Below are 23,889 nucleotides of genomic sequence, written 5' to 3'. Positions count from 1 at the left end.
GCCGGGACCGGTTCACAGGCCCACGATGCCGTTCCAGCGCCGGGCGAACTCCGTGCGGTGGGCGGCCGGGATGTCCCGGGCGACGGCCAGGCGCTCCCGCAGGACGGAGTCCGGGAAGATCAGGGGGTTGTCGGCGAGGGCGGCGGTGTCCTTGTCCTTGGCGGCGGCCAGGATCTCGCGGGCCGCGGGGACCGGGCAGACGTAGGTGACCCAGGCGGCCAGCTTCGCGGCGACCTCGGGGTCGTAGTAGTAGTCGACCAGCCGCTCGGCGTTGGCCTTGTGCCGGGCCCGGTCGGGGATCATCAGGGAGTCCGACCACAGCTCGCCGCCCTCCTCGGGGACGACGAAGCGGATGTCGGGGTTGTCCGCCTGGAGCTGGATGACGTCGCCGGAGTACGCCTGGCAGGCCAGGACGTCCCCGCTGACCAGGTCCTTGGTGTAGTCGTTGCCGGTGAAGCGGCGGATCTGGCCCCGCCTGACCTCCCGCTCCACCTGGTCGCAGACCCGGTGGAAGTCGTCGGGGGTCCAGCGCGTGATGTCGACGCCGTTGCCCTGCATGAGCAGCGCGAACGCCTCGTCCAGGCCGGACAGCAGGGTCACGCGGCCCTTGAGGTCCTCCGCCCAGAGGTCCGCCACCCGCCGTATCTCGCGGCCCAGCCTGCGGCGGTCGTAGGCGATGCCGGTGATGCCGGACTGCCAGGGCACCGTGAAGCGGCGCCCGGGGTCGAAGGCGGGCGAGCGCAGCAGCGGGTCGAGGTGGCGGGCCACGTTCGGCTGACGGGCGCGGTCCATCTCCTGCACCCAGCCGAGATGGACGTACCGGGCGCACATCCAGTCGCTGATGACGATCAGATCGCGGCCGGTGGACTGGTGGTTCATCAGCGCGGGGCTGATCTTGCCGAAGAACTCGTCGTTGTCGTTGACCTCCTCGGCGTAGTCGACGGCTATCCCGGTGCGCTTCTCGAACCCCTCCAGCGTGGGCCGCCTGTCGGGGTCGGCGTCGTCGGTGTCGATGTACAGCGGCCAGTTGGCCCAGGTCAGCTTCTTGTCGGCCGCGGACCGGTCGGGCACGGCCCGGTCGCCGGGGCGGACGTAGGCGGCGGGCACCCCGCAGCCGGCCAGGGCAGCGAGCGCGGCGGTGCCGAGACCGGCGAGGAGCCGGCGGCGGGACGGCGGGGTCGTACGAGAGGAAGTCCGAGGCACCCCGGAAGGATGCCGGTGCGCCGCCCGGAGCGGCAATCGACACCGCGTCGAGCGGTCCGGTACCGCCACGACACCTTGTCGATCACCGCACGGACCGGGTCCGTCAGTCCCCGGTCAGTCCCCAGCTGCCCACCAGCCCCAGCGCCTCCCCGGCCCCGGTCTCCGGTGCGGGCAGATAGGTGACCAGCACCTGGCCCGGCTCGGGCGTGTGCAGCACCTCGAAGTCCAGGACGAGCGGACCGACCAGGGGGTGGCGCAGGGTGTAGCGGCCGGGGCCCTTGTCGCGGACGTCCTGGCGGGCCCACAGCGCGGCGAACTCCGCGCTCTTCATGGCGAGCGTGCCGATGAGGGAGGCGAGGGCGGAGTCGTCGGGGTAGCGGCCGACGCTCACCCGCAGGAAGGCCACGGTCGCCTCGGCCTTGGCCTGGAGGCTGTCGCCGAGCAGCGCGCGGTAGCGGTCGTCGAGGAAGACCAGGTGCGCGAAGGTGCGCCGCCCGGCCGGCACGGCACCGAAGTCGCCGAAGACGGCGGCGGCGAGCGGGTTCCAGGCGAGCACCTGGGTGAGGTGGCCGCAGACGTAGGCCGGGCCGGGCTGGGCGTCGACCAGCCGGCGCAGGGCGGGCCGTACCGTCCCGGTGGCCGGGGCCGCGTCCGGGCGGGCCCGGTCGGGGCGGGCCAGGGCGCGCAGGTACGCCCGCTCGTCCGCGTCCAGCCGCAGCGCGCGGCCGACGGCGTCCAGGACGCCGTCCGACACATGCGGGTTGCGGCCCTGCTCCAGCCGTACGTAGTACTCGACGCTCACTCCCGCGAGCTGCGCCAGCTCTTCCCGCCGCAGCCCGGGCACGCGCCGCGGCCCGTACGCGGTCAGGCCGACGTCGGCCGGGGTGAGCCGGGCCCGCCGGGACCTGAGGAACTGGCCGATCTGCGTGCGTCGTTCGCCGGGTGCCGTCATGCCTTCGAGTATCCCGGTCCGGCGCCGCCCGAGGGTGGTCAAGTCTTTCCCCCCGCTGAGCCGTGCCTGCCGGGACCGGTCGCGGGGCGCGCAGGGTGGTGGACGTCGGCGATCGACGGACGAGACCGACGAGACCAACGAGTCCGACGAGACCAACGAGACCAACGAGACCAACGAGACCAAGGACGTACGACATGACTCTCCCCCTCCGCCCTCTCGGTTCCTCCGGCCTAGACATCTCCGTGATCGGGCTCGGTGCCTGGGCGTTCGGCGGCGACGGCTGGCGCTTCTCCTGGGGCGCGCAGGACGACGCCCGGTCCGTCGCGGCCGTGCACCGGGCGGTCGAGCTGGGCGTCAACTGGATCGACACGGCCGCCGTGTACGGGCTCGGGCACTCCGAGGAGGTGGTCGGCAAGGCGCTGGCGGCGCTGCCGGCGGCCGACCGGCCGTATGTGTTCACCAAGGCGGGTCTGGTGTGGGACCCGGAGAACCCGGCGGCGGCGCCCCGGCGGATCATGCGGCCGGACAGCGTGCGGCGCGAGGTCGAGGACTCGCTGCGCCGGCTCGGCGTGGAGGTGATCGACCTGTACCAGGTGCACTGGCCGGACACCGGCGCGGCCCTGGACTGGGACGGCACCGAACCGCCCGCGGACGCGGTGGCCACCGGCCTGGAGGAGTACTGGGAGGTGATGGCCGAGCTGAAGGCAGCGGGCAAGGTGCGGGCGATCGGCCTGTCCAACCACGGGCCCGAGCTGCTGGAGCGCGCGCGCCGGATCGCCGGGGTCGACGCGATCCAGCCCCCGCTGTCCCTCCTGAACCGCACGGCCGAACCGGAGATCGACTGGGCCGCCGGCCACGGCACCGGAGTGATCGCCTACCAGCCGCTCCACTCGGGCCTGCTCACCGGGGCGTTCACGCGGCAGCGGCTCGACGCGCTGGACCCCGCCGACTGGCGCCGCACCCACCCGGACTTCACCACGCACCTGGACGGCCACCTCCGTACGGTGGACCGGCTGAGGACGGTCGCGCGGGCGCACGGTACGACGGCGGGGGCGGTGGCGATCGCCTGGGTGCTGGGCCGCGAGGGCGTGACGGGCGCGATCGTGGGCGCCCGCGGTCCGGAGCAGACGGCGGACTGGGAGCAGGCGGCGAGCCTGCGTCTCACGGCGGCGGAGCGGGAGTTCCTCGCCGGGGAGTGACACGGCGCGGCCCCGGACGGGTGGTGAACCCGCCGGGGCCGCGCCGCCGTTCGCGGTGCGTCACGCGTCCAGGGACGTCATCACGTGCTTGATGCGGGTGTAGTCCTCGAAGCCGTACGCCGACAGGTCCTTGCCGTAGCCGGACTTCTTGAAGCCGCCGTGCGGCATCTCGGCGACGAGCGGGATGTGGGTGTTGATCCACACGCAGCCGAAGTCCAGCTTCTTGGACATGCGCATCGCGCGGGCGTGGTCCTTGGTCCACACCGAGGACGCGAGGGCGTACTCGACGCCGTTGGCGTACTCGACGGCCTGGTCCTCGTCGGTGAAGGGCTGGACGGTGATGACCGGGCCGAAGACCTCGTTCTGCACGATCTCGTCGTCCTGCTTCAGGCCGGAGACGACGGTCGGGGCGTAGAAGAAGCCCTTGTCGCCGACCCGCTGGCCGCCCGCCTCGACCTTGGCGTGGGCGGGCAGGCGGTCGATGAAGCCGGCCACCTGGCGGAGCTGGTTGGCGTTGTTCAGCGGGCCGAAGAGCACGTCGTCGTCGTCCGGCTGCCCGGTCTTGGTCTCGGCCGCGGCCTTGGCGAGCGCGGCCACGAACTCGTCGTGGATGGACTCGTGGACCAGGACGCGGGTCGCGGCCGTGCAGTCCTGGCCGGCGTTGAAGAAGCCGGCGAGGGAGATGTCCTCGACGGCCTTGGCGATGTCGGTGTCCTCGAAGACGACGACGGGGGCCTTGCCGCCCAGCTCCAGGTGCACCCGCTTGACGTCCTTCGACGCCGACTCGGCGACGGACATGCCGGCGCGCACGGAGCCGGTGATCGACGCCATGGCGGGCACCGGGTGCTCCACCATCGTGCGGCCCGTCTCGCGGTCGCCGCAGATGACGTTGAAGACGCCCTTGGGCAGGATCGAGCCGACGATGTCGGCGATCAGGACCGTGGAGGCGGGAGTGGTGTCCGACGGCTTCAGGACGACCGTGTTGCCGGCGGCGAGCGCCGGGGCGAACTTCCACACGGCCATCATCATCGGGTAGTTCCACGGCGCGACCTGGGCGCAGACGCCGACCGGCTCACGGCGGATGATCGAGGTCATCCCCTCCATGTACTCGCCGGCCGAGCGGCCCTCCAGCAGCCGGGCCGCGCCCGCGAAGAAGCGGATCTGGTCGACCATCGGCGGGATCTCCTCGGAGCGGGTCAGCCCGACCGGCTTGCCCGTGTTCTCCACCTCGGCCGCGATCAGCTCCTCGGCACGCTCCTCGAACGCGTCGGCGATCTTCAGGAGGGCCTTCTGCCGCTCGGCGGGCGTGGTGTCGCGCCAGGCCGGGAAGGCGCGCGCGGCGGCCTCCATGGCGGCGTCGACGTCCGCCTGCCCGGACAGCGGCGCGGTCGCGTACGCCTCGCCCGTCGCGGGGTTGACCACCTCGGTGGTCCGTCCGTCGGCGGCGTCCCGGAACTCACCGTCGATGTAGTTGCGCAGACGACGCAGCTCGGTGCTCACTGCCGGCCTCCTGATCTGGTTCTGTGCTGTCCACACGCTGAGACACCCACCCTAATCGGCGAGGCGACGTTTTCAACACCCCCAGCGCCATCCGTTCTGCGAAATCCGCACGGTCAAGACTCTGAAACAACGGATTTCATCGATCCAGGGTTGCAAAACTGTCGAGACCTCGTGCACAGTGAGGTCGTGGCCAGTCGAAGCGCAGACCAGAGGGACTCGTCCCGCGAGTCAAGGAACGGCAACAGTCCCCAGCTGGACGCCGTCTCCCTCGCCATCATCCAGCAGCTCCAGGAGGACGGCCGCCGGCCGTACGCGGCGATCGGCAAGGCCGTCGGCCTCTCCGAGGCCGCCGTGCGCCAGCGCGTGCAGAAGCTGCTGGACCAGGGCGTGATGCAGATCGTCGCCGTCACGGACCCGCTCACCGTGGGCTTCCGCCGGCAGGCGATGGTCGGGATCAACGTCGAGGGCGATGTCGAGTCGATCGCGGACGCGCTGACTGACATGTCGGAAGTCGAGTACGTGGTGATGACCGCGGGCTCGTTCGACATCCTCGCCGAGATCGTCTGCGAGGACGACGACCACCTGCTGGACGTCATCAACAAACGCATCCGGGCGCTGCCCGGGGTGCGCTCCACCGAGAGCTTCGTCTACCTGAAGCTCAAGAAGCAGACCTACATGTGGGGAACCCGATAACCGTGAGGACCCGATAACCGTGAGCAGCAAGGACCTCAGCCGTACCGCGTACGACCACCTGTGGATGCACTTCACCCGCATGTCCTCGTACGAGAACTCCCCCGTCCCGACGATCGTCCGGGGTGAGGGCACCTACATCTACGACGACAAGGGCCGGCGCTACCTGGACGGTCTCGCGGGTCTGTTCGTGGTCCAGGCCGGTCACGGCCGCACGGAACTCGCCGAGACCGCCTTCAAGCAGGCCCAGGAACTGGCCTTCTTCCCGGTGTGGTCCTACGCCCACCCGAAGGCCGTCGAGCTGGCCGAGCGCCTGGCCCACCACGCGCCCGGCGACCTGAACAAGGTCTTCTTCACCACCGGCGGCGGCGAGGCCGTCGAGACCGCCTGGAAGCTGGCCAAGCAGTACTTCAAGCTCCAGGGCAAGCCGACCAAGTACAAGGTCATCTCCCGCGCCGTCGCCTACCACGGCACGCCGCAGGGCGCCCTGTCCATCACCGGCCTGCCGGCCCTGAAGGCCCCCTTCGAGCCGCTGGTGCCGGGCGCCCACAAGGTGCCGAACACCAACATCTACCGCGCCCCGATCCACGGCGACGACCCGGAGGCCTTCGGCCGCTGGGCCGCCGACCAGATCGAGCAGCAGATCCTCTTCGAGGGCCCGGAGACCGTCGCCGCGGTCTTCCTGGAGCCGGTGCAGAACGCCGGCGGCTGCTTCCCGCCGCCGCCCGGGTACTTCCAGCGGGTCCGCGAGATCTGCGACCAGTACGACGTCCTGCTCGTCTCGGACGAGGTCATCTGCGCCTTCGGCCGCCTCGGCACGATGTTCGCCTGCGACAAGTTCGGCTACGTCCCGGACATGATCACCTGCGCCAAGGGCATGACCTCGGGCTACTCCCCGATCGGCGCCTGCATCGTCTCCGACCGGCTCGCCGAGCCGTTCTACAAGGGCGACAACACCTTCCTGCACGGCTACACCTTCGGCGGCCACCCGGTCTCCGCGGCGGTCGGCCTCGCCAACCTCGACCTGTTCGAGCGCGAGAACCTCACCCAGCACGTGCTGGACAACGAGGGCGCCTTCCTGCAGACCCTGCAGAAGCTGCACGACCTGCCGATCGTCGGCGACGTCCGCGGCAACGGCTTCTTCTACGGCATCGAGCTGGTGAAGGACAAGCACACCAAGGAGTCCTTCAACGACGAGGAGACCGAGCGCGTCCTGTACGGCTTCCTCTCCAAGGCGCTGTTCGACAACGGTCTGTACTGCCGTGCCGACGACCGCGGCGACCCGGTCATCCAGCTCGCCCCGCCGCTGATCTCCAACCAGGAGACCTTCGACGAGATCGAGCAGATCCTGCGGGCCACCCTCACGGAGGCGTGGACCAAGCTCTGATCATCCGACCGGATGACAGCACGCGGCCCCGGCGCCGTCCGTTCGAGTGAGAACGGCGGCCCGGGGCCGCGTGCTGTCCGGGCTCCCGCCGGGGACCTGCCTAGCGTGCCAGTGACCGATCAGCCCGGCCCTCGTTCCCCCGAATGGCCCGTTTGGGGGACGGCAGACCGGGACAACGGATCCGAACCGAGGTGTACGCCCATGGAGGCCCCGCCGGACAACGACGTGCTCTGGGCACGCTCCCTGCACTACACGCACCGCGACGGCTCCCCCGGCCTCGCCGGGGTCTCGCTCGGCGTGCGGGAGGGCGAGATCCTCGCCGTCAGCGGACCGCGCGGCAGCGGCAAGACGACCCTGCTGCGCTGCCTGTCCGGCCTGGTGCCGGCGGGCGACGGCGAGGTGTGGTACAACAGCTCGCCCGTGCACACGCTCGGCCCGGTGGCCCGCGAGCGGCTGCGCCGGGACCGCTTCGGCTGGATCGACCCCGAACCGGTCCTCGTGCCCGAGCTGAACGTCTGGGAGAACGCCGCGCTGCCGCTGATGCTGCGCGGCACCGGCCGCCGCCGGGCCAAGGCGGCCGCGCTGGAGTGGCTGGAGCGCCTCGACGTCGGCGACCGGGCCCGCTGCCGGCCGCACGCGCTCCGGCACGCCGAACGCCAGCGCGTCGCCATCGCCCGCGCGCTCGCGCCGGGACCCGCGGTGCTCTTCGCCGACGAGCCCACCGCGCCGCTGCACCGGGCCGACCGCACCCATGTGCTGCGCACCCTGACCTCGGCCGCCCGCTCCCACGGGATCACGGTCGTCCTCGCCACGCACGACCCGGACACCGCCGCCCTCGCCGACCGCACGGTGGCCCTGCTCGACGGGCGCCGCGTGCACACCGTGCACCTGCCGGACGCCCCGGACGCGGAAGGCCGGGCCGCGTGCTCGCTCTCCGTCTGATCCGCGCCGCCCGGCCCGCCGTCCATCTGCGCCGGCTGCTGGTCTCCGCCGCCTCGGCGGGCACCGCCTTCCTGCTGCTGTCCAGCCTCGGCTACGGCCTGCACCACCCGGAGGCGGCGGACGCCGCCGCGCTGCGCCTGGCCTGGTGCGCGGTACCGCTCGCCGCCACGGTGTACCTGGCGCTGGCGGTCGCCCGCACCGACCCCGGCACCCGGCCGCGCCCCGGGCTGTCCGCCGTAGGACTCGGTCCGGCCCGGCTGATGGCCCTGTCCGCGCTGACGACGGCCCTGTCCTGCGCCCTGGGCGCGCTGCTGGCCCTGCTGGCCTTCCTGCGGCTGCGCGGCGACCTGCCGGGCGGACCGTTCGACGGCGCGGCGGACTTCCTCGCCGCGGACCAGCCGCTGCCGGTGCCGGCGGCCCTGACCCTGCTCGCCGTGGTCCCGGCGGCGGCGGCCGCGACGGCGGCCGTGGCCCTGCGCCCGAAGGACCCCCGCCCGGCACGCCGGACCCCCCGGACGTTCGGCCGCTTCGGGACGTACGGCACCTCGCCGCGCCGGGACACGTTCGGGGCGTACGGCCGCTTCGGCGCGCGCCGGCGCGGCGGGACCCCGGTGGCCGCGGGCGCCGCGGGGCCCGCCCGTGGTGCGCAGGCTTCCGGGGCCGCCGCCGATCTCCGGCCGGCGGCGGCCGTGCACGCCCCGGCCGAGCCGCCGTCCCCGGGCACCGCGCCGGCGGGCCGTCCCGGGCGGGCCGCCGCCGGGACGGCCCCCGGTACGGCCTCCGGCACGGCGGAAGACGGCACTTCGGCCCTGCCGGGCGTCGCGGACACCGACCCGGCCGGCCTGCCCTGGGGCGTCGCCCTCGTCACCGCCGGGCTCGCCGCGCAGGCGTACGCCGGCCGGTCCGCCCCGGCCCCCGCCCTCGCCGTACTCCTCGGCTGGCTCCTCGGCGGCACCGGTCTGGTCCTGGCCGGGCCGGGTCTCACCCACGGGTGCGGCCGGCTGCTCCAGGCCTGCCGGCCCGGTGTGCTGCGGCTGCTCGCGGGCCGGGTCCTGATGACGGAGGCCGCCCGGATCGGGCGCCCGCTCGGCGTGGTCTGCGCGGTGGCGTCCGCCGGCTGCGCCTTGACCATCGTGCACGGCTCCGCCGCCCCCGGCCACGACCCGTTGTCCGCGCTCGGCGCCCTGGTCGTCGCCGGCTCCACGCTCGCCACGCTGCTCACCGCCGCCGTGGAGACCCGCCAGTGCCGCGCCGGCACCACCGCCGCGCTGCTCCGCCTCGGCGCGCCCCCCGTCCTGCTGCGCGGGGCCGCCGCCCTCCGCGCGGTCGCCCTGGTGGCCCTGTTCGGCCCGCTCGTCCTGGTGATCGCCGCGCTGTCGGCACTGCCGCTGAGCCGCTGAGGAGCGACTCGGAAAAGATGGAAGAAAGATCGCCGGGGAGCGATGAGTCCGGGGCGGTCCGCCCGTCTACCCCTCGAACACGACGCACCGCGCACGACCCGACGGGAGAACCCGCATGTACCAGCAGATGATCTTCGTGAACCTGCCCGTGAACGACCTCGACGCCGCCAAGAAGTTCTTCACGGAGCTCGGCTACACGATCAACCCGCAGTTCAGCGACGACAACGCGGCCTCCGTGGTGATCAGCGACACCATCGTCGCCATGCTGCTGACCAAGCCGTTCTACGCGACCTTCACCAAGAAGGAGATCACCGACGCGACGAAGACCAGCGAGGTGCTGATCGCACTGAGCGCCGAGAGCCGGGAGAAGGTGGACGAGCTGGTCGACAAGGCGATCGCGGCCGGCGGCACGGCGAGCGGCGAGACCCAGGACCACGGTTTCATGTACGGCCGCTCCTTCGACGACCTCGACGGCCACACCTGGGAGATCGTCTGGATGGACCCGGCCGCGGTGCAGGGCTGACCGGGGCTCCGGAGGGACGCAAACGCGGGGGCGGTTAATAAGCGGGCAAAGCCAACAGCCGCCGTCCGCCCCCGCGTTGACACTGCCGCCGGGACGCTTATAAACCTGTGAGCTCCCGGGGGCGCCGGGGCCGCGCCTGGTCGCCGTCCCGACTCCCCCTCCACCCCCCGCAATTGCGCTCTGTAAAGGACAAACGTTGTCCATGACTCGCCGTAGCGTCCGCCGTTCCGCGAGTGTCCTGGGTGTCGCCTCCGGGTCGGCCGCTCTGATACTCGGCCTGACCGGCTCCGCCCTCGCGTGCACCATCGAGGACTTCTCCGCCGAAGCCAAGTGCGACGGCACCCAGGGCGTCATCGTCGTCACCGACACGGACGCCTCCGCCGCCGACGCCACCGTCAGCGTCTTCCTCAAGGGCGCCGGCGGCGTCGAGACGAAGGTCGGCGAGCAGCCGGTCACGGGGTCGAAGCAGGGCACCCGGATCACCTTCGCGGAGGACTGGAAGCCGAGCGCGACCTACCGGATCCATGTCACGGCCGGCCGGCGGGTCGACCAGGACGTCGCGCCCGACCTGGTGACGCCGGCCACCGCGTGCGCGGCTGCGGACCAGAGTCCGGTGCCGGTGCCCACGCTCAGCGCCACGCTGACCGCGTCCGCGTCCGCGTCCGCCTCCGCGCCCGCCGCCTCCCCGGCCACCACCGCGTCCGCCCCGGCGCAGCCCGCCCCGCCCGCCCCGTCGGCCTCCGGGTCCGGCTCCGGCTCCGTCCCGGCGGGCACCTCGGAGAACGCGCCCTCCCCGGCGGCCGGTGACGCCGACCTCGCCGAGACCGGCGCGAACTCGCACACCGGTCTGATCGCCGGCCTCGCGGCGGCCCTGGTCGTCGTCGGCGGCGGCGCGGTCTGGTTCGGGATGCGCCGCCGCGGCACCGGCCGCAACGGCTGAGCCCGGACGCGTCGGGCGAACGCGGCCCGCTCCGGCCGGAACCCCGGCAGCTCCCGGTCGTCCGGCACCTCCGGGCCGGGACCGTCCAGCGGCAGCGGCGGTGGAGGGCGAGCAGCTTTGAGGTGAGCGGGTCCGGTCCCTCCGCACGCGTGCGGAGGGACCGGACGGCCGGGCCCGCGCGGCTCCTTCACCGCCGAAGCGGCGAGGAGCGGTGCCCGGGCCCGCGAGCCCGGCGTGATCCGAACGACAGGCCCAGCGACGGACGTTCAGTCCAGCACGGCGATCTCGGCCGCGTCGAACTCCACGCCGACGCGGGCGCCGGGGCCGGGCGCGTCCCGCAGCGAGCAGGCCGCCTCCAGGCGCGGTCCGTCCGCGGGCTGGAGGTGGACGGCGACATGGGTGCCCTTGAAGGTGCGGGCGGTCACCGTGCAGGGCAGGCCCCGGCCGGCCGGCACCAGCCGGACCCCGGCCGGGCGGACGAGGACCGTGCGGCTGCCCTGCGCCGAGCCGTCCGGCACGGGCAGCTTGCCCCAGGGGCTGTCGGCGGCCGGGCCGGAGACGGTCGCCGGTGCCACGTTCTGGAAGCCGAGGAAGCGGGCCACGAAGGCGTCCGCGGGCCGCTGCCACACCTCGACCGGCGACCCCGACTGCGCGATCCGCCCGTCCCGCATCACCACCACCCGGTCGGCCAGCGCGAACGCCTCACCCTGGTCGTGGGTGACGGCGAGCACGGTGGTGCCCAGCCGGCCGAACAGTTCCCGCAGTTCGACCACGAGCCGTTCGCGCAGCGAGCGGTCGAGCTGACCGAGGGGCTCGTCCAGCATGAGCAGCCGGGGCCGGGGCGCCAGCGCCCGGGCGAGGGCCACGCGCTGCTGCTCGCCGCCGGACAGGGAGGCGACGGCCCGCCGGGCGGCTCCGGGCAGGCCGACCAGCTCCAGCAACCGGCCCACCTCGGCGTCCCGTTCGCCCTTGGCGACGCCGTGCATGCGCAGCCCGAAGGCCACGTTGGCGCCGACGTCCCGCTGCGGGAACAACTGGTGGTCCTGGAACATCAGGCCGACGTCGCGCTTGTGCGCGGGCACGCCCGTCTGGTCCCGGCCGTCGAGCAGCACCCGGCCGCTGTCCAGGGGTTGCAGTCCCGCCACCGTCCGCAGCAGCGTGGACTTGCCGCTGCCGCTGGGCCCGAGCACGCACACCACCTCGTGGGCGGCGACTTCCAGGCCGACCGCGTCGAGCACGGCCCGCCCGCCGAAGCGCACGGTCGCGGCATCCAGGCCGAGCAGCATCTAGAACTCCCCCGTCCGGTCGGTGCGCAGCCGCTCCAGGATCAGCAGCGCGAGGGCGCACACCACCATCAGAATGGTCGAAAGGGCCATCGCCTGGCCGTAGTTGAGATCGCCGGGGCGGCTGAGCAGCCGGGCCACGGCGACCGGGAGCGTGGGGTTGTCGGGCCGGGCGATGAACACGGTCGCCCCGAACTCCCCCAGCGACACGGCGAACGCGAAACCGGCCGCGACCAGCAGCGCCCGCCGCACCAGCGGCAGGTCCACCTCCCGCCACACCCGCCAGGGCGGGGCGCCGAGCACGGCGGCGGCCTCCCGCAGGCGCACGTCCACCGCGCGCAGCACGGGCAGCATGGTCCGTACGACGAAGGGGGCGCCGACCAGCGCCTGGGCGAGCGGCACCAGGATCCAGGACTGGCGCAGGTCCAGCGGCGGCTTGTCGAGGGCGATCAGGAAGCCGAAGCCGACGGTCACGGCGGACACGCCGAGCGGCAGCATCAGCAGCGCGTCGAAGCCCCGCACCAGCCGTCCGGCGTCCCGGCGGGCCAGCGCGGCGGCGGCGAGGGTGCCGATCACCATGGCGATGGCGGTGGCGGCCGCGGCGTACTCCAGCGAGGTCCACACCGCGTGCACCGGCGCCACCAGGAACGTACCGCCGTCGGGATCCGTCAGCGCCCGGTAGTAGCCGAGGCCGGGGGCGTCCAGGGAGCGCCGGACGAGGACGCCGAGCGGCAGCACCAGCAGCAGGGCGATGCCGGCCAGGACGCCGGCGAGCAGCGCGCGCTGTCCGGTCCCGCGCGGCCGGCGGGCGGTCGTCGCGGCGTCGACCAGGCGCAGCGCGCTCTCCCGCCGCCGTACCGTCCAGGCGTGCACGGCGAGGATCGCGCCGACGGCGGCGAACTGCACCAGGGTGAGGACGGCGGCCGTGGCCAGGTCGAAGGTCTCGGAGGTCTGCCGGTAGATCTCCACCTCGATGGTGGAGAAGGCGGGACCGCCGAGGATCTGCACCACTCCGAAGGAGGTGAAGGTGAACAGGAACACCATCAGGGCGGCGGCGGCCACGGCGGGCCCGAGCGCGGGCAGCGTGACCTTGCGCCAGGCCGTCAGCGGGGAGGCGCCCAGCATCCGCGCGGCCTCCTCCTGCCGGGGATCGAGCTGCGCCCACAGGCCGCCGACCGTGCGGACGACGACCGCGTAGTTGAAGAAGACGTGGGCCAGCAGGATCGCCCACACCGTGGTGTCCAGCCGTACCCCCCACAGCTCGTCCAGCAGGCCGCCCCGGCCGACCAGCGCCAGGAAGGCGCTGCCGGCGACGACGGTGGGCAGCACGAACGGGACCGTGACGACGGCCCGCAGCAGGTGCCGGCCGGGGAAGTCGAGGCGGGCGAAGACATAGGCGGCGGGCAGCGCGAGCAGCAGGGTGAGCGCGGTGGAGGCGAGCGCCTGCCAGGTGGTGAACCACAGCACCTGCCGCAGGTCCGGCTGGGTGACGACGTCCGCGATCCGGCCGAGGTGCCAGGTGCCGTCCGTCTTCAGCCCGCGCGCGACGATCGCGGCGACCGGCCAGGCGAAGAACACGGCGAAGAACGCGACGGGCAGGGCCATCAGCCCCAGCCGCGCCGCGCTCCCGCGCCGGGTCCGGGCTACTTCAGTACGAGCGAGGTCCACGACTTGACCCACTGGTCGCGGTTGGCGGCGATCTTCCCGGGGGCCAGGGTCCGCGGGTCCTTCGCCGCCGGACCGTACCGCGTGAACTCGGCCGGCACCTTCGCGCCCTTCACCACCGGGTAGACGAACATGTTCAGCGGCATGTCCTCCTGGAACTGCCTGGTGAGCAGGAAGTCGAGGAGCGCCTTGCCGCCCTCGGGGTTGCGGGCGCCGGCCAGCAGCCCGGCGTACTCGGTCTGCCGGAAGCAGGTGCCGTACGCCACGCCGGTCGGGGCGGTTGCGGGCCGCTTCTTGGCGTAGATCACCTCGGCGGGCGGGGAGGAGGCGTACGACACGACGAGCGGCCGGTCGCCGCCGGCCTTCCTGCCCTCGGAGGAACCGGAGAACTCCTGGTAGTAGGCCTGCTCCCAGCCGTCGACGACCTTGACGCCGTTGGCCTCGAGCTTCTTCCAGTACCCCTCCCAGCCGTCGTCGCCGAACGCGGCGGCGCTGCCGAGCAGGAAGCCGAGGCCGGGCGAGGAGGTGGCCGCGTTCTCGGTGACGAGGAGGTCCTTGTACCGGGGCGCGGCGAGGTCGGCGAAGGTCCGCGGCGGGGTCAGCTTGTGCTCGCTGAAGTAGGCCTTGTCGTAGTTGACGCAGATGTCGCCGGTGTCGACGGGCGTGACGCGGTGCCCGGCCTGGCCGGCGCGGTCCGCGGGCGGGATCGCGGCGGAGCCCTTCGCCTCGTACGGCTGGAACAGGCCGTTGTCCAGGGCCCGGGAGAGCAGGGTGTTGTCGACGCCGAAGAAGACGTCGCCCTGCGGGTTGCCCTTGGTCAGGATCGCCTTGTTGACGGCCTGTCCGGCGTCGCCGTCCTTGAGGACCCGCAGCTTGTACCCGGACCGCTTCTCGAAGTCCTTGACGACGCTTTTGGAGACGGCCCAGGAGTCGTGGCTGACCAGGGTGACGGTCTTGGCGCGGGCGGAGTCCCCGGTGTCCGACGACCCGCACCCGGAGAGGGCCAGCAGGCCGAGACCGGCCGCCGCGGCCACGAGGGTCTTGGTGTGCACGTGAAGTGTCCTCCTGGAGTGGGCCAGGAAGAGACGCGGCCCTGTCCGGGGCTCCGCGGAGACCCGGACAGGGCGCAACAGCTTGAGTGGTGACCGAACTTCCTACCCAGAATGACCTGGGCGAGGTTCAGAGGGTCTGCGGCCCGGTGCCGCACTCTCAGCGCTGTGGCGCTCCCCTGTCGGAATATGAAGATATGTGGACGTGGTCAGATTACCGTTCGGTGGCCGCGAGCTGACCACAGGCTCCGTCGATCTCCTGACCGCGGGTGTCCCGGATGGTGACCGGCACCCCGTGCGCGGCGATGGCCTCCACGAACGCCTTCTCGTCCGCCGGCCGCGACGCGGTCCACTGGGAGCCCGGCGTCGGGTTCAGCGGGATCAGGTTGACGTGCACGGGCCTGCCCTTGAGCAGCCGGCCGAGCCGGTCGCCGCGCCAGGCCTGGTCGTTGATGTCGCGGATCAGCGCGTACTCGATCGACAGCCGGCGTCCGCTCTTCGCGGCGTACTCGAACCCGGCGTCCAGCACCTCGCGGACCTTCCAGCGGGTGTTCACCGGGACGAGGGTGTCGCGCAGCTCGTCGTCGGGGGCGTGCAGGGAGATCGCCAGCCGGCACTTGAAGTCCTCGTCGGCGAACCGGTGGATGGCCGGCACCAGGCCCACGGTGGAGACGGTGATCCCGCGCTGGGAGAGGCCGAGCCCGTCCGGGGCCGGGTCGGTGAGCGCCCGGATGGCACCCACGACCCGCTTGTAGTTGGCGAGCGGCTCGCCCATCCCCATGAAGACGATGTTGGACAGCCGCGCCGGACCGCCCGGCACCTCGCCGTCGCGCAGCGCCCGCATGCCGTCCACGATCTGGTGGACGATCTCGGCGGTGGACAGGTTCCGGTCGAGACCCGCCTGGCCGGTGGCGCAGAACGGGCAGTTCATCCCGCAGCCGGCCTGCGAGCTGATGCACATGGTCACCCGGTCCGGGTACCGCATCAGCACGGACTCCACCAGGGTGCCGTCGAACAGCCGCCACAGCGTCTTGCGCGTGGTCCCCTGGTCGGTGGACAGATGCCGGACGACGGTCATCAGCTCCGGGAACAGCGCTTCCTGCAGCTTGGCGCGCGAACCGGCGGGGATGTCGGTCCACTGCTCGGGGTCGTGCGCGTACCGCGCGAAGTAGTGCTGCGCGAGCTGCTTGGCGCGGAACGGCTTCTCCCCGACCTCGGCCACCGCGTCCTTGCGCTCGGCGGGCGTGAGATCGGCGAGATGCCGCGGCGGCTTCTTGGCTCCGCGCGGGGCGACGAAAGTGAGTTCTCCGGGCTTAGGCATGGCGTTACCAGTGTCGCAGATCGACCCGGGTGTCCCGGAGAGATGTCGGGGAGGCGTGCCTCACCATCTCACCGGCAGGGACTCCGGGCCCCGGAGCAGGCCCCGGCGGTGGAAGGGCACGTCCTCGGGAGGTACGGCCAGGCGGATGCCGGGGAAGCGGGCGAGCACCGAGCCGATCATGATCTCGGCCTCCATCCGGGCCATGACGGCGGCCAGGCAGTGGTGCGGGCCGTGGCCGAAGGCCAGGTGGGCGGGGTGGTCCCGGTCGAAGTCCAGGGTGTCGGGGCCGGGGAACACCGCGGGGTCGCGGTTGGCGGCGACGTAGGCGTTGTAGACCACGTCGCCGGCGCGGATCAGCCGGCCGCCGATCGTGACGTCCTCGGTGGCGATCCGGGGGATGCCGACGCCGTTGCGGTGCGGGACGTAGCGGAACAGTTCCTCCACGGCCCGGGGCAGCAGCTCCGGTGCGCGGCGCAGCCGGTCCAGGTGCGCGGGGTGGGTGAGCAGCGCGTACATCATCGCCGCGCTGTTGGTACGGACCGCGTGGCCGCCGCTGACCTGGACGGCGATCGCCAGGGAGACCGCCTCGTCGTCGGTGATCTCGCCGGTGGCGGCGGCGCGGGCGAGCACTCCCGCCAGATCGTCGCGGGGTTCCTCGCGGCGACGGCGCAGCAGTTCCGTGATCCGGGCCCGGGTCTCCCGGGCGGCCTCCCGGGCCCGCTCCCCCGAGCCGGCGCCCGCCGACAGCAGGGCCTCGCCGGTCGCGGCCCACCGCTGCCAGTCCCACTCGTCCACGCCGAGGAAGTCGCGGAGCACGGCGATCGGGAAGGGGCCGTGCAGATGGGCCACGAGGTCGGCCGGTGCGCCGGCGCGCGCCATGCCGTCGAGCAGTCCGGCGGCCCGGCGCTCGGCGAGCGGGCGCAGCCGCCGCATGCTCGGCCCGGTGAAGGCACGGGCGACGACCCGGCGCAGCAGGGTGTGCCGGGGCGGGTCGGTGTACTGCAGGCCGGCCGTCTGCGAGGCGACGGGCGCCGGGCGCATGCTGGTGACCGCGCGGCCGGCGACCCGGGCCCGGGAGAAGCGCGGGTCGGAGGTGACGAGGCGCACGTCGTCGTACCGCGTGACCAGCCAGGCCCAGCCCACGCCGTACGGCAGCCGGATCCGGCTGACCGGCTCCACGCGCAGCAACGCGTCCAGAAACGGATCGGGATCGAGCCCCGGCAGATCACCGACGGACCAGGACCGCACGGGTGAAGCGGAAGCGACGGGACAGGCCGCGGGGCCGGGGTTCCCGGGCGGGGGCGGGCTGCCGGCGGGGGCCCGGCTCATGGACCGGGACGCGCCGACGGCGGGAGCGGGGCCCACCGACAGGGGCGCGTCGGCGGCGGGGGCCGGGTTCGGGGGCGGGGGTGCGTCGGCTCCCGGGGTCGGGTTCGCACACGGGGGCGCGGCGGCGGCGGGAGCGAGGCCCGCCAACGGGGGCACACCACCGGCGGGGGCCGGGTTCGCACACAGGGGCACGTCGGCGGCCGGGGCCGGGTCCGCGGGCGCGGGCGCGTCACCGCCGGGAGCGGCACTCACCGTCAGGGGCACGTCGGCGGCCGGGGCCGGGTTCGCGGCCGGGGGCGCGCCATCGCCGGGAGCAGGACTCACCGCCAAGGGCGGGCCACCGGCACAGACAGGGGTCACGGACCCGGGCACACCACCGGCGGAGGCCGGGTCCACGGCCGCGGGCGCGTCATCGGCGGGAGCGGCGCCCGCCGACAGGGGCACGTCGGCGGCCGGGGCCGGGTCCGCGGCCGGGGGCGCGCCATCGCCGGGAGCAGGACTCACCGACAGGGGCGGGCCACCGGCACAGACAGGGGTCACGGGCCCGGACACACCACCGGCGGAGGCCGGGTCCACGACCGCGGGCGCGTCATCGGCGGGAGCGGCGCCCGCCGACAGGGGCACGTCGGCGGCCGGGGCCGGGTACGCGGGCGGGGGTGGGTCGAGGGGCATGGGGGGATCTCCCGGGGGCGGCGTCCTGTCAGGGAGTCTGCCGCGCGCCGGGGCCGGACGCCGAGCCGGGCTGCGGCATCCGGGTACGGCCGCGGCCCCCGCCCCGGACCGGGACGGGGGCCGCGTCGGCCGTTCCGCTCACGCGGAGCCGACGAAGACCACCATGAGCAGCCACACCACCGGTGCCGTCGGCAGCAGCGAGTCCAGCCGGTCCATGATGCCGCCGTGGCCGGGGAGCAAGGTGCCCATGTCCTTGATGCCCAGGTCCCGCTTGATCATGGATTCGCCGAGGTCGCCGAGGGTCGCGCTGGCCGCGACGGCCAAGCCCAGCAGCAGGCCCTGCCACCAGACGCCGTCGTCGATCAGGAACTGCATGCACAGCGCGCCCGCCGCCATCGCGAACAGCACCGCGCCCAGCAGGCCCTCGCGGGTCTTGCCGGGGCTGATGCGCGGGGCCAGCTTGTGCTTGCCGAAGCGCCAGCCGACCGCGTAGGCGCCGGTGTCGCTGACGACCGTCAGCACCAGGAAGGTCAGCACCCGCCAGGGACCGTCGTCGGCGGTGAGCAGCAGCGCGACGAACGTGGCCAGGAACGGGACGTAGAACGCGGCGAAGACGGCGGCCGTGACGTCCTTGAGATACCCCTCCGGTGGCTCCGTCATCCGCCACACCAGGGTGGCCAGGGCGGTGAGGGCCATGGCGACCCACGCGCCCTCCGCGCCGCGCACATAGCCGGCGACGACCATGGCCGCGCCGCCCACCGCGAGCGGCACGAGCGGCGCCTTGATGTCCTTGCGCTCCTGGAGCCTGCTGGTCAGCTCCCACAGGCCGACGACGACCGCGACCGCGATCACCCCGACGAACACGGCCTTGCGGATGAACAGGGACGCGACGATCACCACACCGAGCCCGACGCCGACGCCTATGGCCGCGCTCAGGTCACGGCCCGCGCTCTTCTTCTGCGGCGCCGCCGGCGGCGGCTGCGGGACGTCGGGCATGGGCTCCGGGTTCTGGGTCTCGGCCGGGAGTTCCCGGCCCTGGAACGGCTCGTCGCGGAACAGGGGGCCGCTCAGCCGGGCGGCCCCCCGGTCGTCGTCCTGGTCTCCGCCGTACGCGGGGCCGTCGGGCACGATCGGCATGGGGCGAGTGTGCTGCGCCTCAGGCGCATCGTACGCGGGACCCGCCGGGGCAGTCCCCTGGACAGGTCCGCCCGCGGTGGACCCCCAGTAACCGGCCTGCCCCGCCGGCGGCGGCGCCCCCCAGGAAGAGTCGCTCATCAGACTTCGAGCAGCTCCGCTTCCTTGTGCTTGAGGAGCTCGTCCACCTGGGCGACGTACTTCGCCGTCAGGTCGTCGAGTTCCTTCTCCGCACGGCGGCCCTCGTCCTCACCGATCTCGCCGTCCTTGACCAGCTTGTCGATGGCGTCCTTGGCCTTGCGGCGCACGGAGCGGATGGACACCTTCGCGTCCTCGCCCTTGGCCTTGGCGACCTTGATGTACTCCCGGCGCCGCTCCTCGGTCAGCTCGGGGAACACCACCCGGATGATGTTGCCGTCGTTGCTGGGGTTGACGCCCAGGTCGGAGTCGCGGATGGCCTGCTCGATGTTGCGCAGCGCGGTCTTGTCGAACGGCGTCACGACCGCCATGCGCGGCTCCGGCACGGAGAACGAGGCCAGCTGGTTGATCGGCGTCGGGGCACCGTAGTAGTCGGCCACGATCTTGTTGAACATCGCCGGGTGCGCACGGCCGGTGCGGATCGCGGCGAAGTCCTCCTTGGCGACCACGACGGCCTTCTCCATCTTCTCCTCGGCTTCGAGGAGGGTCTCTTCGATCACCACTTGCTCCTGCGTGTCTTGAGTAAGGCCCGGCTGCGGTTCCCCGCGGGGCGGCGGCCGGCTGCGTCGCGTCTTCTTCCTGCACGGTTCCCGACCGGCAGGACATTGTCCATCCCCCGGCCAGGGCGCGTCCCGTCCGTCCCCCGGACAGGTGGCGTTCCCCGGACGACGGGAGCGTGCCGGTCAGTCCCGGCTGCTCTGGTCACCCACCAGCGTGCCGATCTTCTCACCCTTGACGGCGCGGGCGATATTGCCCTCCGCGAGGAGTTCGAAGACGAGGATCGGAAGCTTGTTGTCACGGCACAGCGTGACGGCGGTGGCGTCGGCGACCTTGAGGTCGCGGGTGATGACCTCGCCGTAGCCGAGCGCGTCGAACTTGACGGCGTCGGGGTTGGTCTTGGGGTCGGAGTCGTAGACCCCGTCGACGCCGTTCTTGCCCATGAGGAGCGCCTCGGCGTCGATCTCCAGGGCGCGCTGGGCGGCGGTGGTGTCGGTGGAGAAGTACGGCATGCCCATACCGGCGCCGAAGATGACCACGCGGCCCTTCTCCAGGTGGCGCACGGCGCGCAGCGGGATGTACGGCTCGGCGACCTGGCCCATGGTGATGGCGGTCTGCACCCGGGACTGGATGCCCTCCTTCTCCAGGAAGTCCTGGAGGGCGAGGCAGTTCATCACGGTGCCGAGCATGCCCATGTAGTCGGAGCGGGCGCGGTCCATACCGCGCTGCTGGAGTTCGGCGCCGCGGAAGAAGTTGCCGCCGCCGATGACGACCGCGACCTGCGCTCCGTCGCGCACGACGGCCGCGATCTCACGGGCGATCTTGTGCACCACGTCAGGGTCGACGCCCAGGCCCCCGCCGCCGGAGAAGGCCTCTCCGGACAGCTTCAGCAGAAACCGGCCGGGTACTTTGCCGTCGTCGCTCTTCTGGGCCTTGGTGGTCATGGGGGATCCCGCCTCTTTCACGTGTTGCACATACGAAGAAGGCCATTGCCGATGGGGTCGCTTTTCGCTCCCATGCGCGGCAATGGCCTCCTCGTCAGATCTGCTGCCGTCCGCCGCACGCCGGGGTGTGGCGGTGTGGACGGACGACTGCGGTCGACCCTACCGGGAATTCCTCGGGGATTTCTCCGGGGGTCGCGCGTCGATCGCGGTACGGACTCAGATGCCGACCTTGATGCGCGAGAAGCGCTTCAGGGTGACACCGGCCTCGTCCAGAACCTTCTGGACCGACTTCTTGTTGTCCAGCGCGTACGGCTGGCCGAGCAGCGTGGCGTCCTTGAAGAAGCCGTTCAGCCGACCCTCGACGATCTTGGCGATCGCGGCCTCGGGCTTGCCCTCGGCGCGGGTGGTCTCCTCGGCGATACGGCGCTCGGACTCGACGACGTCGGCCGGGATCTCGTCCTTGGAGAGGTACTTCGGCGCGAAGGCGGCGATGTGCTGGGCGATGCCCTTGGCGACCTCGGCGTTCGGCTTGTCGAACTCGACCAGGACACCGATCTGCGGGGGCAGGTCGGGCATGGTGCGGTGCATGTAGGCCGTGACGTAGCCGTCGGCGAACTGCGCGAAGCGGTCCAGGACGATCTTCTCGCCGAGGTTGGCGTTGGCCTCGTCCACGTACGCCTGGACGGTCTTGCCGGGCTCGATCTCGGAGGCCAGCAGGGCCGCGATGTCGGCCGGGTTCGTCTTGGCGGCGTGCTCGGCGATGGCGTTGGCCACGGCCTGGAACTTCTCACCCTTGGCGACGAAGTCCGTCTCGCACTTCAGCTCGACCAGGACACCGGAGGAGTTGTCGCCGGCGATGACGGAGACCACGGCGCCGTTCTCGGCGGAGCGGCCCTCGCGCTTGGCGACGCCCTTCTGGCCCTTGATGCGCAGCGCCTCGACGGCCTTCTCGACGTTGCCCTCGGCCTCGTCCAGCGCCTTCTTGCAGTCCATCATGCCGGCGCCGGTGAGCTCACGGAGCTTCTTGACGTCGGCGGCGGTGTAGTTCGCCATGAGTCTGTGAGTCTTTCTCGAAGTCTGGTTTAGGTCCGCACGGCCGCGACCCGCGTGCAGTCGCGGACCGCGTACACCGTGCCGGCCTACGGGTGAACGGCGGGGGCGGACTTCACCGCGCCCGAGGGGCTACCGGGTGAGGTACCGCCCCCGCCGTCGAACGCTGACGGACCGGCGTCAGGCCTGCTCGCCCTCCGCGGCGGCCTGCTCGCCCTCGGCCGGGGCAGCGGCCTCGGCCGGAGCGGCCTCCTCAGCCGGGGCAGCGGCCTCGGCCGGAGTGGCGTCCTCGGCCGGAGCGGCCTCGGCGGCCGGGGTCTCCTCGGCCTTCTTCTCACCCTCGAGCAGGTCGCGCTCCCACTCGGCGAGCGGCTCGCCCGCGGCCTTCTCGCCCTTGTCACCGGCGGCCACGCCGGAACGGGAGATGAGGCCCTCGGCGACGGCGTCGGCGATCACACGGGTGAGCAGGGTGACGGAGCGGATCGCGTCGTCGTTGCCCGGGATCTTGTAGTCGACCTCGTCGGGGTCGCAGTTGGTGTCGAGGATCGCGACGACCGGGATGTTCAGCTTCCGGGCCTCACCGACGGCGATGTGCTCCTTCTTGGTGTCCACGATCCAGACGGCGCTGGGCACCTTCTGCATCTCGCGGATACCGCCGAGGGTCTTCTCCAGCTTGGCCTTCTCGCGGGAGAGGACCAGCAGCTCCTTCTTGGTCAGACCGGAGGCCGCGACGTCCTCGAAGTCGATCTGCTCGAGCTCCTTGAGGCGCTGCAGACGCTTGTAGACGGTCGAGAAGTTGGTGAGCATGCCGCCCAGCCAGCGCTGGTTGACGTACGGCATGCCGACGCGGGTGGCCTGCTCGGCGATGGCCTCCTGCGCCTGCTTCTTCGTGCCGACGAACATGACCGTGCCGCCGTGGGCGACGGTCTCCTTGACGAACTCGTAGGCGCGGTCGATGTACGACAGCGACTGGAGCAGGTCGATGATGTAGATGCCGTTGCGCTCGGTGAAGATGAAGCGCTTCATCTTCGGGTTCCAGCGACGGGTCTGGTGACCGAAGTGGACGCCGCTCTCCAGCAGCTCCCGCATCGTGACGACGGCCATGGCCGTTTCTCCTTGGTGTTCTCGGTTGTGCCGCGTCCGCCGGACGGCGGTCGCGCCTGACGCCCGCGTTGCGCCGTGCCGCTAAGGACCGAGGGGCGCTGGTACGACACCGTTGCCGGTCGCCGTACCGGGGCGTGCGAAGTCGACCCGGTGACCCGGATCGCCAGAAGAAGTGTACGGGACCGACGGGGCGCCGGGTGACGGCACCGTCCACAACCGGCGAGTAGTCCACAGGCGCCGGCCCCGACCGGCGCGGGTGCGGGACGGTGTACGGCATGCGCCACGCGATGATCTGTACGGCCCTGCTGCTGATGACGGCGACCGCCCCGCTCACCCCGCCGGCCCGCGCGGACACCCCGCCGGCCCCGCTGCCGGCGCCCGCGCCACCGCCGCCGGGCCCGGTGCCGGCCGTCGCCCGCGGCTGGCCGGTGGGCACCCGGCCGCCGGTCCTGCGGGGCTGGGAACCGCCGGCGACGGTGTACGCGGCGGGGCACCGGGGAGTGGACCTCGCGGCACCGGCCGGGGCCCCGGTGCGGGCGGTGGCGGCCGGCCGGGTGACGTTCGCGGGGCGGGTGGCGGGCCGCGGTGTGGTGTCGGTGTCCGTGGCGGGCACGGACCTGCGGACGACGTACGAGCCGGTACGGGCCTCGGTCCGCCGCGGGGACGAGGTGCGGGCGGGCGAAGTGGTGGGCACGGTGGAGCCGAACGGGTCACGGGAACCGGACGGTGCACACCGGTCACACTGCGGACCGGCGTCCTGCGTCCACTGGGGCCTGCTGCGGGGCGAGACCTACCTGAACCCCTTGTCACTGCTCCCACCCTGGCTGCTCGGCGGAGGCCCGTCGAGACTGCTACCGATCCCACCCCCGCCGTAACCCGCCCGGGCACCACCGGGCGGCACCGGGC

Annotated in this window: 21 protein-coding genes and 1 riboswitch; of the genes, 8 read left to right on the top strand and 13 right to left on the bottom strand. The window is 72.8% G+C overall.

What is annotated here, in order from left to right:
- Positions 1-12: 12 nt before the first annotated feature.
- Positions 13-1,203, bottom strand: coding sequence for a spermidine/putrescine ABC transporter substrate-binding protein (locus tag ACH4OA_RS21980; protein ID WP_397970277.1), 1,191 nt, complete (start codon positions 1,201-1,203; stop codon positions 13-15).
- Positions 1,204-1,306: 103 nt separating this feature from the next.
- Positions 1,307-2,155: a helix-turn-helix transcriptional regulator gene (locus ACH4OA_RS21975; RefSeq protein ID WP_365877881.1), complete on the bottom strand. Its 849-nt coding sequence runs from the start codon at positions 2,153-2,155 to the stop codon at positions 1,307-1,309.
- A gap of 194 nt (positions 2,156-2,349) precedes the next feature.
- Between ACH4OA_RS21975 and ACH4OA_RS21970 the strand changes: the two genes are divergently transcribed.
- Positions 2,350-3,354: an aldo/keto reductase gene (locus ACH4OA_RS21970; protein ID WP_365877879.1), complete on the top strand. Its 1,005-nt coding sequence runs from the start codon at positions 2,350-2,352 to the stop codon at positions 3,352-3,354.
- 60 nt (positions 3,355-3,414) lie between these two features.
- Here ACH4OA_RS21970 and ACH4OA_RS21965 read toward each other — a convergent pair whose 3' ends face one another.
- Positions 3,415-4,854, bottom strand: coding sequence for a gamma-aminobutyraldehyde dehydrogenase (locus ACH4OA_RS21965; protein ID WP_365877877.1), 1,440 nt, complete (start codon positions 4,852-4,854; stop codon positions 3,415-3,417).
- Between the two features lie 171 nt (positions 4,855-5,025).
- Here ACH4OA_RS21965 and ACH4OA_RS21960 point away from each other — a divergent pair, with 171 nt between their 5' ends.
- From ACH4OA_RS21960 to ACH4OA_RS21935, 6 genes are all read left to right on the top strand, one after another.
- Positions 5,026-5,547 carry an Lrp/AsnC family transcriptional regulator gene (locus ACH4OA_RS21960; protein ID WP_030785039.1) on the top strand — a complete coding sequence of 174 codons (522 nt, stop codon included), beginning with the start codon at positions 5,026-5,028 and terminating at the stop codon, positions 5,545-5,547.
- A gap of 19 nt (positions 5,548-5,566) precedes the next feature.
- Positions 5,567-6,931, top strand: a complete 1,365-nt coding sequence (locus ACH4OA_RS21955; RefSeq protein WP_365877875.1) for an aspartate aminotransferase family protein — start codon at positions 5,567-5,569, stop codon at positions 6,929-6,931.
- 201 nt (positions 6,932-7,132) lie between these two features.
- Positions 7,133-7,873, top strand: coding sequence for an ATP-binding cassette domain-containing protein (locus ACH4OA_RS21950; RefSeq protein ID WP_365877873.1), 741 nt, complete (start codon positions 7,133-7,135; stop codon positions 7,871-7,873).
- Positions 7,855-9,273, top strand: coding sequence for a hypothetical protein (locus ACH4OA_RS21945; RefSeq protein ID WP_397970275.1), 1,419 nt, complete (start codon positions 7,855-7,857; stop codon positions 9,271-9,273). Before ACH4OA_RS21950 ends, ACH4OA_RS21945 begins: the two co-directional genes overlap by 19 nt.
- Positions 9,274-9,388: 115 nt before the next feature.
- On the top strand, positions 9,389-9,796 hold the full coding sequence (locus ACH4OA_RS21940) for a VOC family protein (RefSeq protein ID WP_365878678.1): 408 nt from the start codon (positions 9,389-9,391) through the stop codon (positions 9,794-9,796).
- 202 nt (positions 9,797-9,998) lie between these two features.
- Positions 9,999-10,736 (top strand): LAETG motif-containing sortase-dependent surface protein, encoded by a 738-nt coding sequence (locus tag ACH4OA_RS21935; protein ID WP_397970272.1) that lies wholly within the window; start codon positions 9,999-10,001, stop codon positions 10,734-10,736.
- A gap of 266 nt (positions 10,737-11,002) precedes the next feature.
- On the opposite strand, the gene ACH4OA_RS21930 is transcribed toward ACH4OA_RS21935, so the two are convergent.
- The 10 genes from ACH4OA_RS21930 to rpsB form a co-directional block, all read right to left on the bottom strand.
- Positions 11,003-12,022: an ABC transporter ATP-binding protein gene (locus tag ACH4OA_RS21930; protein WP_397940452.1), complete on the bottom strand. Its 1,020-nt coding sequence runs from the start codon at positions 12,020-12,022 to the stop codon at positions 11,003-11,005.
- Positions 12,023-13,624: an iron ABC transporter permease gene (locus tag ACH4OA_RS21925; RefSeq protein WP_365881504.1), complete on the bottom strand. Its 1,602-nt coding sequence runs from the start codon at positions 13,622-13,624 to the stop codon at positions 12,023-12,025.
- Between the two features lie 38 nt (positions 13,625-13,662).
- Entirely contained in the window at positions 13,663-14,736 is a 1,074-nt protein-coding gene (locus ACH4OA_RS21920) for a thiamine ABC transporter substrate binding subunit (protein WP_397970269.1), read from the bottom strand.
- Between the two features lie 81 nt (positions 14,737-14,817).
- A riboswitch (TPP riboswitch) is annotated at positions 14,818-14,924 on the bottom strand.
- A 23-nt stretch (positions 14,925-14,947) separates the two neighbouring features.
- Positions 14,948-16,054 carry a 23S rRNA (adenine(2503)-C(2))-methyltransferase RlmN gene (gene rlmN, locus ACH4OA_RS21915; RefSeq protein ID WP_397940448.1) on the bottom strand — a complete coding sequence of 369 codons (1,107 nt, stop codon included), beginning with the start codon at positions 16,052-16,054 and terminating at the stop codon, positions 14,948-14,950.
- Between the two features lie 60 nt (positions 16,055-16,114).
- Complete coding sequence (locus ACH4OA_RS21910) at positions 16,115-17,383, bottom strand: cytochrome P450 (protein ID WP_397970266.1); 1,269 nt, start codon at positions 17,381-17,383, stop codon at positions 16,115-16,117.
- 810 nt (positions 17,384-18,193) lie between these two features.
- Positions 18,194-19,330, bottom strand: coding sequence for a phosphatidate cytidylyltransferase (locus ACH4OA_RS21905; RefSeq protein WP_397970263.1), 1,137 nt, complete (start codon positions 19,328-19,330; stop codon positions 18,194-18,196).
- A complete protein-coding gene (gene frr, locus ACH4OA_RS21900) occupies positions 19,330-19,887 on the bottom strand; it encodes a ribosome recycling factor (RefSeq protein WP_365872061.1) in 558 nt (185 codons plus the stop codon). Before frr ends, ACH4OA_RS21905 begins: the two co-directional genes overlap by 1 nt.
- 183 nt (positions 19,888-20,070) lie before the next feature.
- Positions 20,071-20,829: a UMP kinase gene (gene pyrH, locus ACH4OA_RS21895; RefSeq protein ID WP_365872059.1), complete on the bottom strand. Its 759-nt coding sequence runs from the start codon at positions 20,827-20,829 to the stop codon at positions 20,071-20,073.
- A gap of 216 nt (positions 20,830-21,045) precedes the next feature.
- Positions 21,046-21,882: a translation elongation factor Ts gene (gene tsf, locus ACH4OA_RS21890; protein WP_365872057.1), complete on the bottom strand. Its 837-nt coding sequence runs from the start codon at positions 21,880-21,882 to the stop codon at positions 21,046-21,048.
- Between the two features lie 177 nt (positions 21,883-22,059).
- The gene (gene rpsB / locus ACH4OA_RS21885; RefSeq protein WP_397940443.1) at positions 22,060-22,983 is read right to left on the bottom strand and encodes a 30S ribosomal protein S2; all 924 of its coding nucleotides are present in this window, start codon (positions 22,981-22,983) and stop codon (positions 22,060-22,062) included.
- A gap of 275 nt (positions 22,984-23,258) precedes the next feature.
- Between rpsB and ACH4OA_RS21880 the strand changes: the two genes are divergently transcribed.
- Positions 23,259-23,858 carry a peptidoglycan DD-metalloendopeptidase family protein gene (locus ACH4OA_RS21880; protein ID WP_397970260.1) on the top strand — a complete coding sequence of 200 codons (600 nt, stop codon included), beginning with the start codon at positions 23,259-23,261 and terminating at the stop codon, positions 23,856-23,858.
- Positions 23,859-23,889: the final 31 nt, after the last annotated feature.

This window comes from Streptomyces sp. NPDC017095 (genome assembly GCF_044332325.1).
Classification (GTDB): Bacteria; Actinomycetota; Actinomycetes; order Streptomycetales; family Streptomycetaceae; genus Streptomyces.
This window is presented reverse-complemented; position numbering and strand designations above follow the sequence as displayed.

What these genes read in the sequence shown, in the direction of transcription:
- tsf (WP_365872057.1), bottom strand. Translation starts at nt 21,882, where the DNA reads ATGGCGAACTACACCGCCGCCGACGTCAAGAAGCTCCGTGAGCTCACC.
- pyrH (WP_365872059.1), bottom strand. Translation starts at nt 20,829, where the DNA reads ATGACCACCAAGGCCCAGAAGAGCGACGACGGCAAAGTACCCGGCCGG.
- ACH4OA_RS21950 (WP_365877873.1), top strand. Translation starts at nt 7,133, where the DNA reads ATGGAGGCCCCGCCGGACAACGACGTGCTCTGGGCACGCTCCCTGCAC.
- ACH4OA_RS21910 (WP_397970266.1), bottom strand. Translation starts at nt 17,383, where the DNA reads ATGAGCCGGGCCCCCGCCGGCAGCCCGCCCCCGCCCGGGAACCCCGGC.
- rlmN (WP_397940448.1), bottom strand. Translation starts at nt 16,054, where the DNA reads ATGCCTAAGCCCGGAGAACTCACTTTCGTCGCCCCGCGCGGAGCCAAG.
- rpsB (WP_397940443.1), bottom strand. Translation starts at nt 22,983, where the DNA reads ATGGCCGTCGTCACGATGCGGGAGCTGCTGGAGAGCGGCGTCCACTTC.
- ACH4OA_RS21905 (WP_397970263.1), bottom strand. Translation starts at nt 19,330, where the DNA reads ATGAGCGACTCTTCCTGGGGGGCGCCGCCGCCGGCGGGGCAGGCCGGT.
- ACH4OA_RS21970 (WP_365877879.1), top strand. Translation starts at nt 2,350, where the DNA reads ATGACTCTCCCCCTCCGCCCTCTCGGTTCCTCCGGCCTAGACATCTCC.
- ACH4OA_RS21925 (WP_365881504.1), bottom strand. Translation starts at nt 13,624, where the DNA reads ATGGCCCTGCCCGTCGCGTTCTTCGCCGTGTTCTTCGCCTGGCCGGTC.
- ACH4OA_RS21930 (WP_397940452.1), bottom strand. Translation starts at nt 12,022, where the DNA reads ATGCTGCTCGGCCTGGATGCCGCGACCGTGCGCTTCGGCGGGCGGGCC.
- ACH4OA_RS21940 (WP_365878678.1), top strand. Translation starts at nt 9,389, where the DNA reads ATGTACCAGCAGATGATCTTCGTGAACCTGCCCGTGAACGACCTCGAC.
- ACH4OA_RS21935 (WP_397970272.1), top strand. Translation starts at nt 9,999, where the DNA reads ATGACTCGCCGTAGCGTCCGCCGTTCCGCGAGTGTCCTGGGTGTCGCC.
- ACH4OA_RS21975 (WP_365877881.1), bottom strand. Translation starts at nt 2,155, where the DNA reads ATGACGGCACCCGGCGAACGACGCACGCAGATCGGCCAGTTCCTCAGG.
- ACH4OA_RS21880 (WP_397970260.1), top strand. Translation starts at nt 23,259, where the DNA reads ATGCGCCACGCGATGATCTGTACGGCCCTGCTGCTGATGACGGCGACC.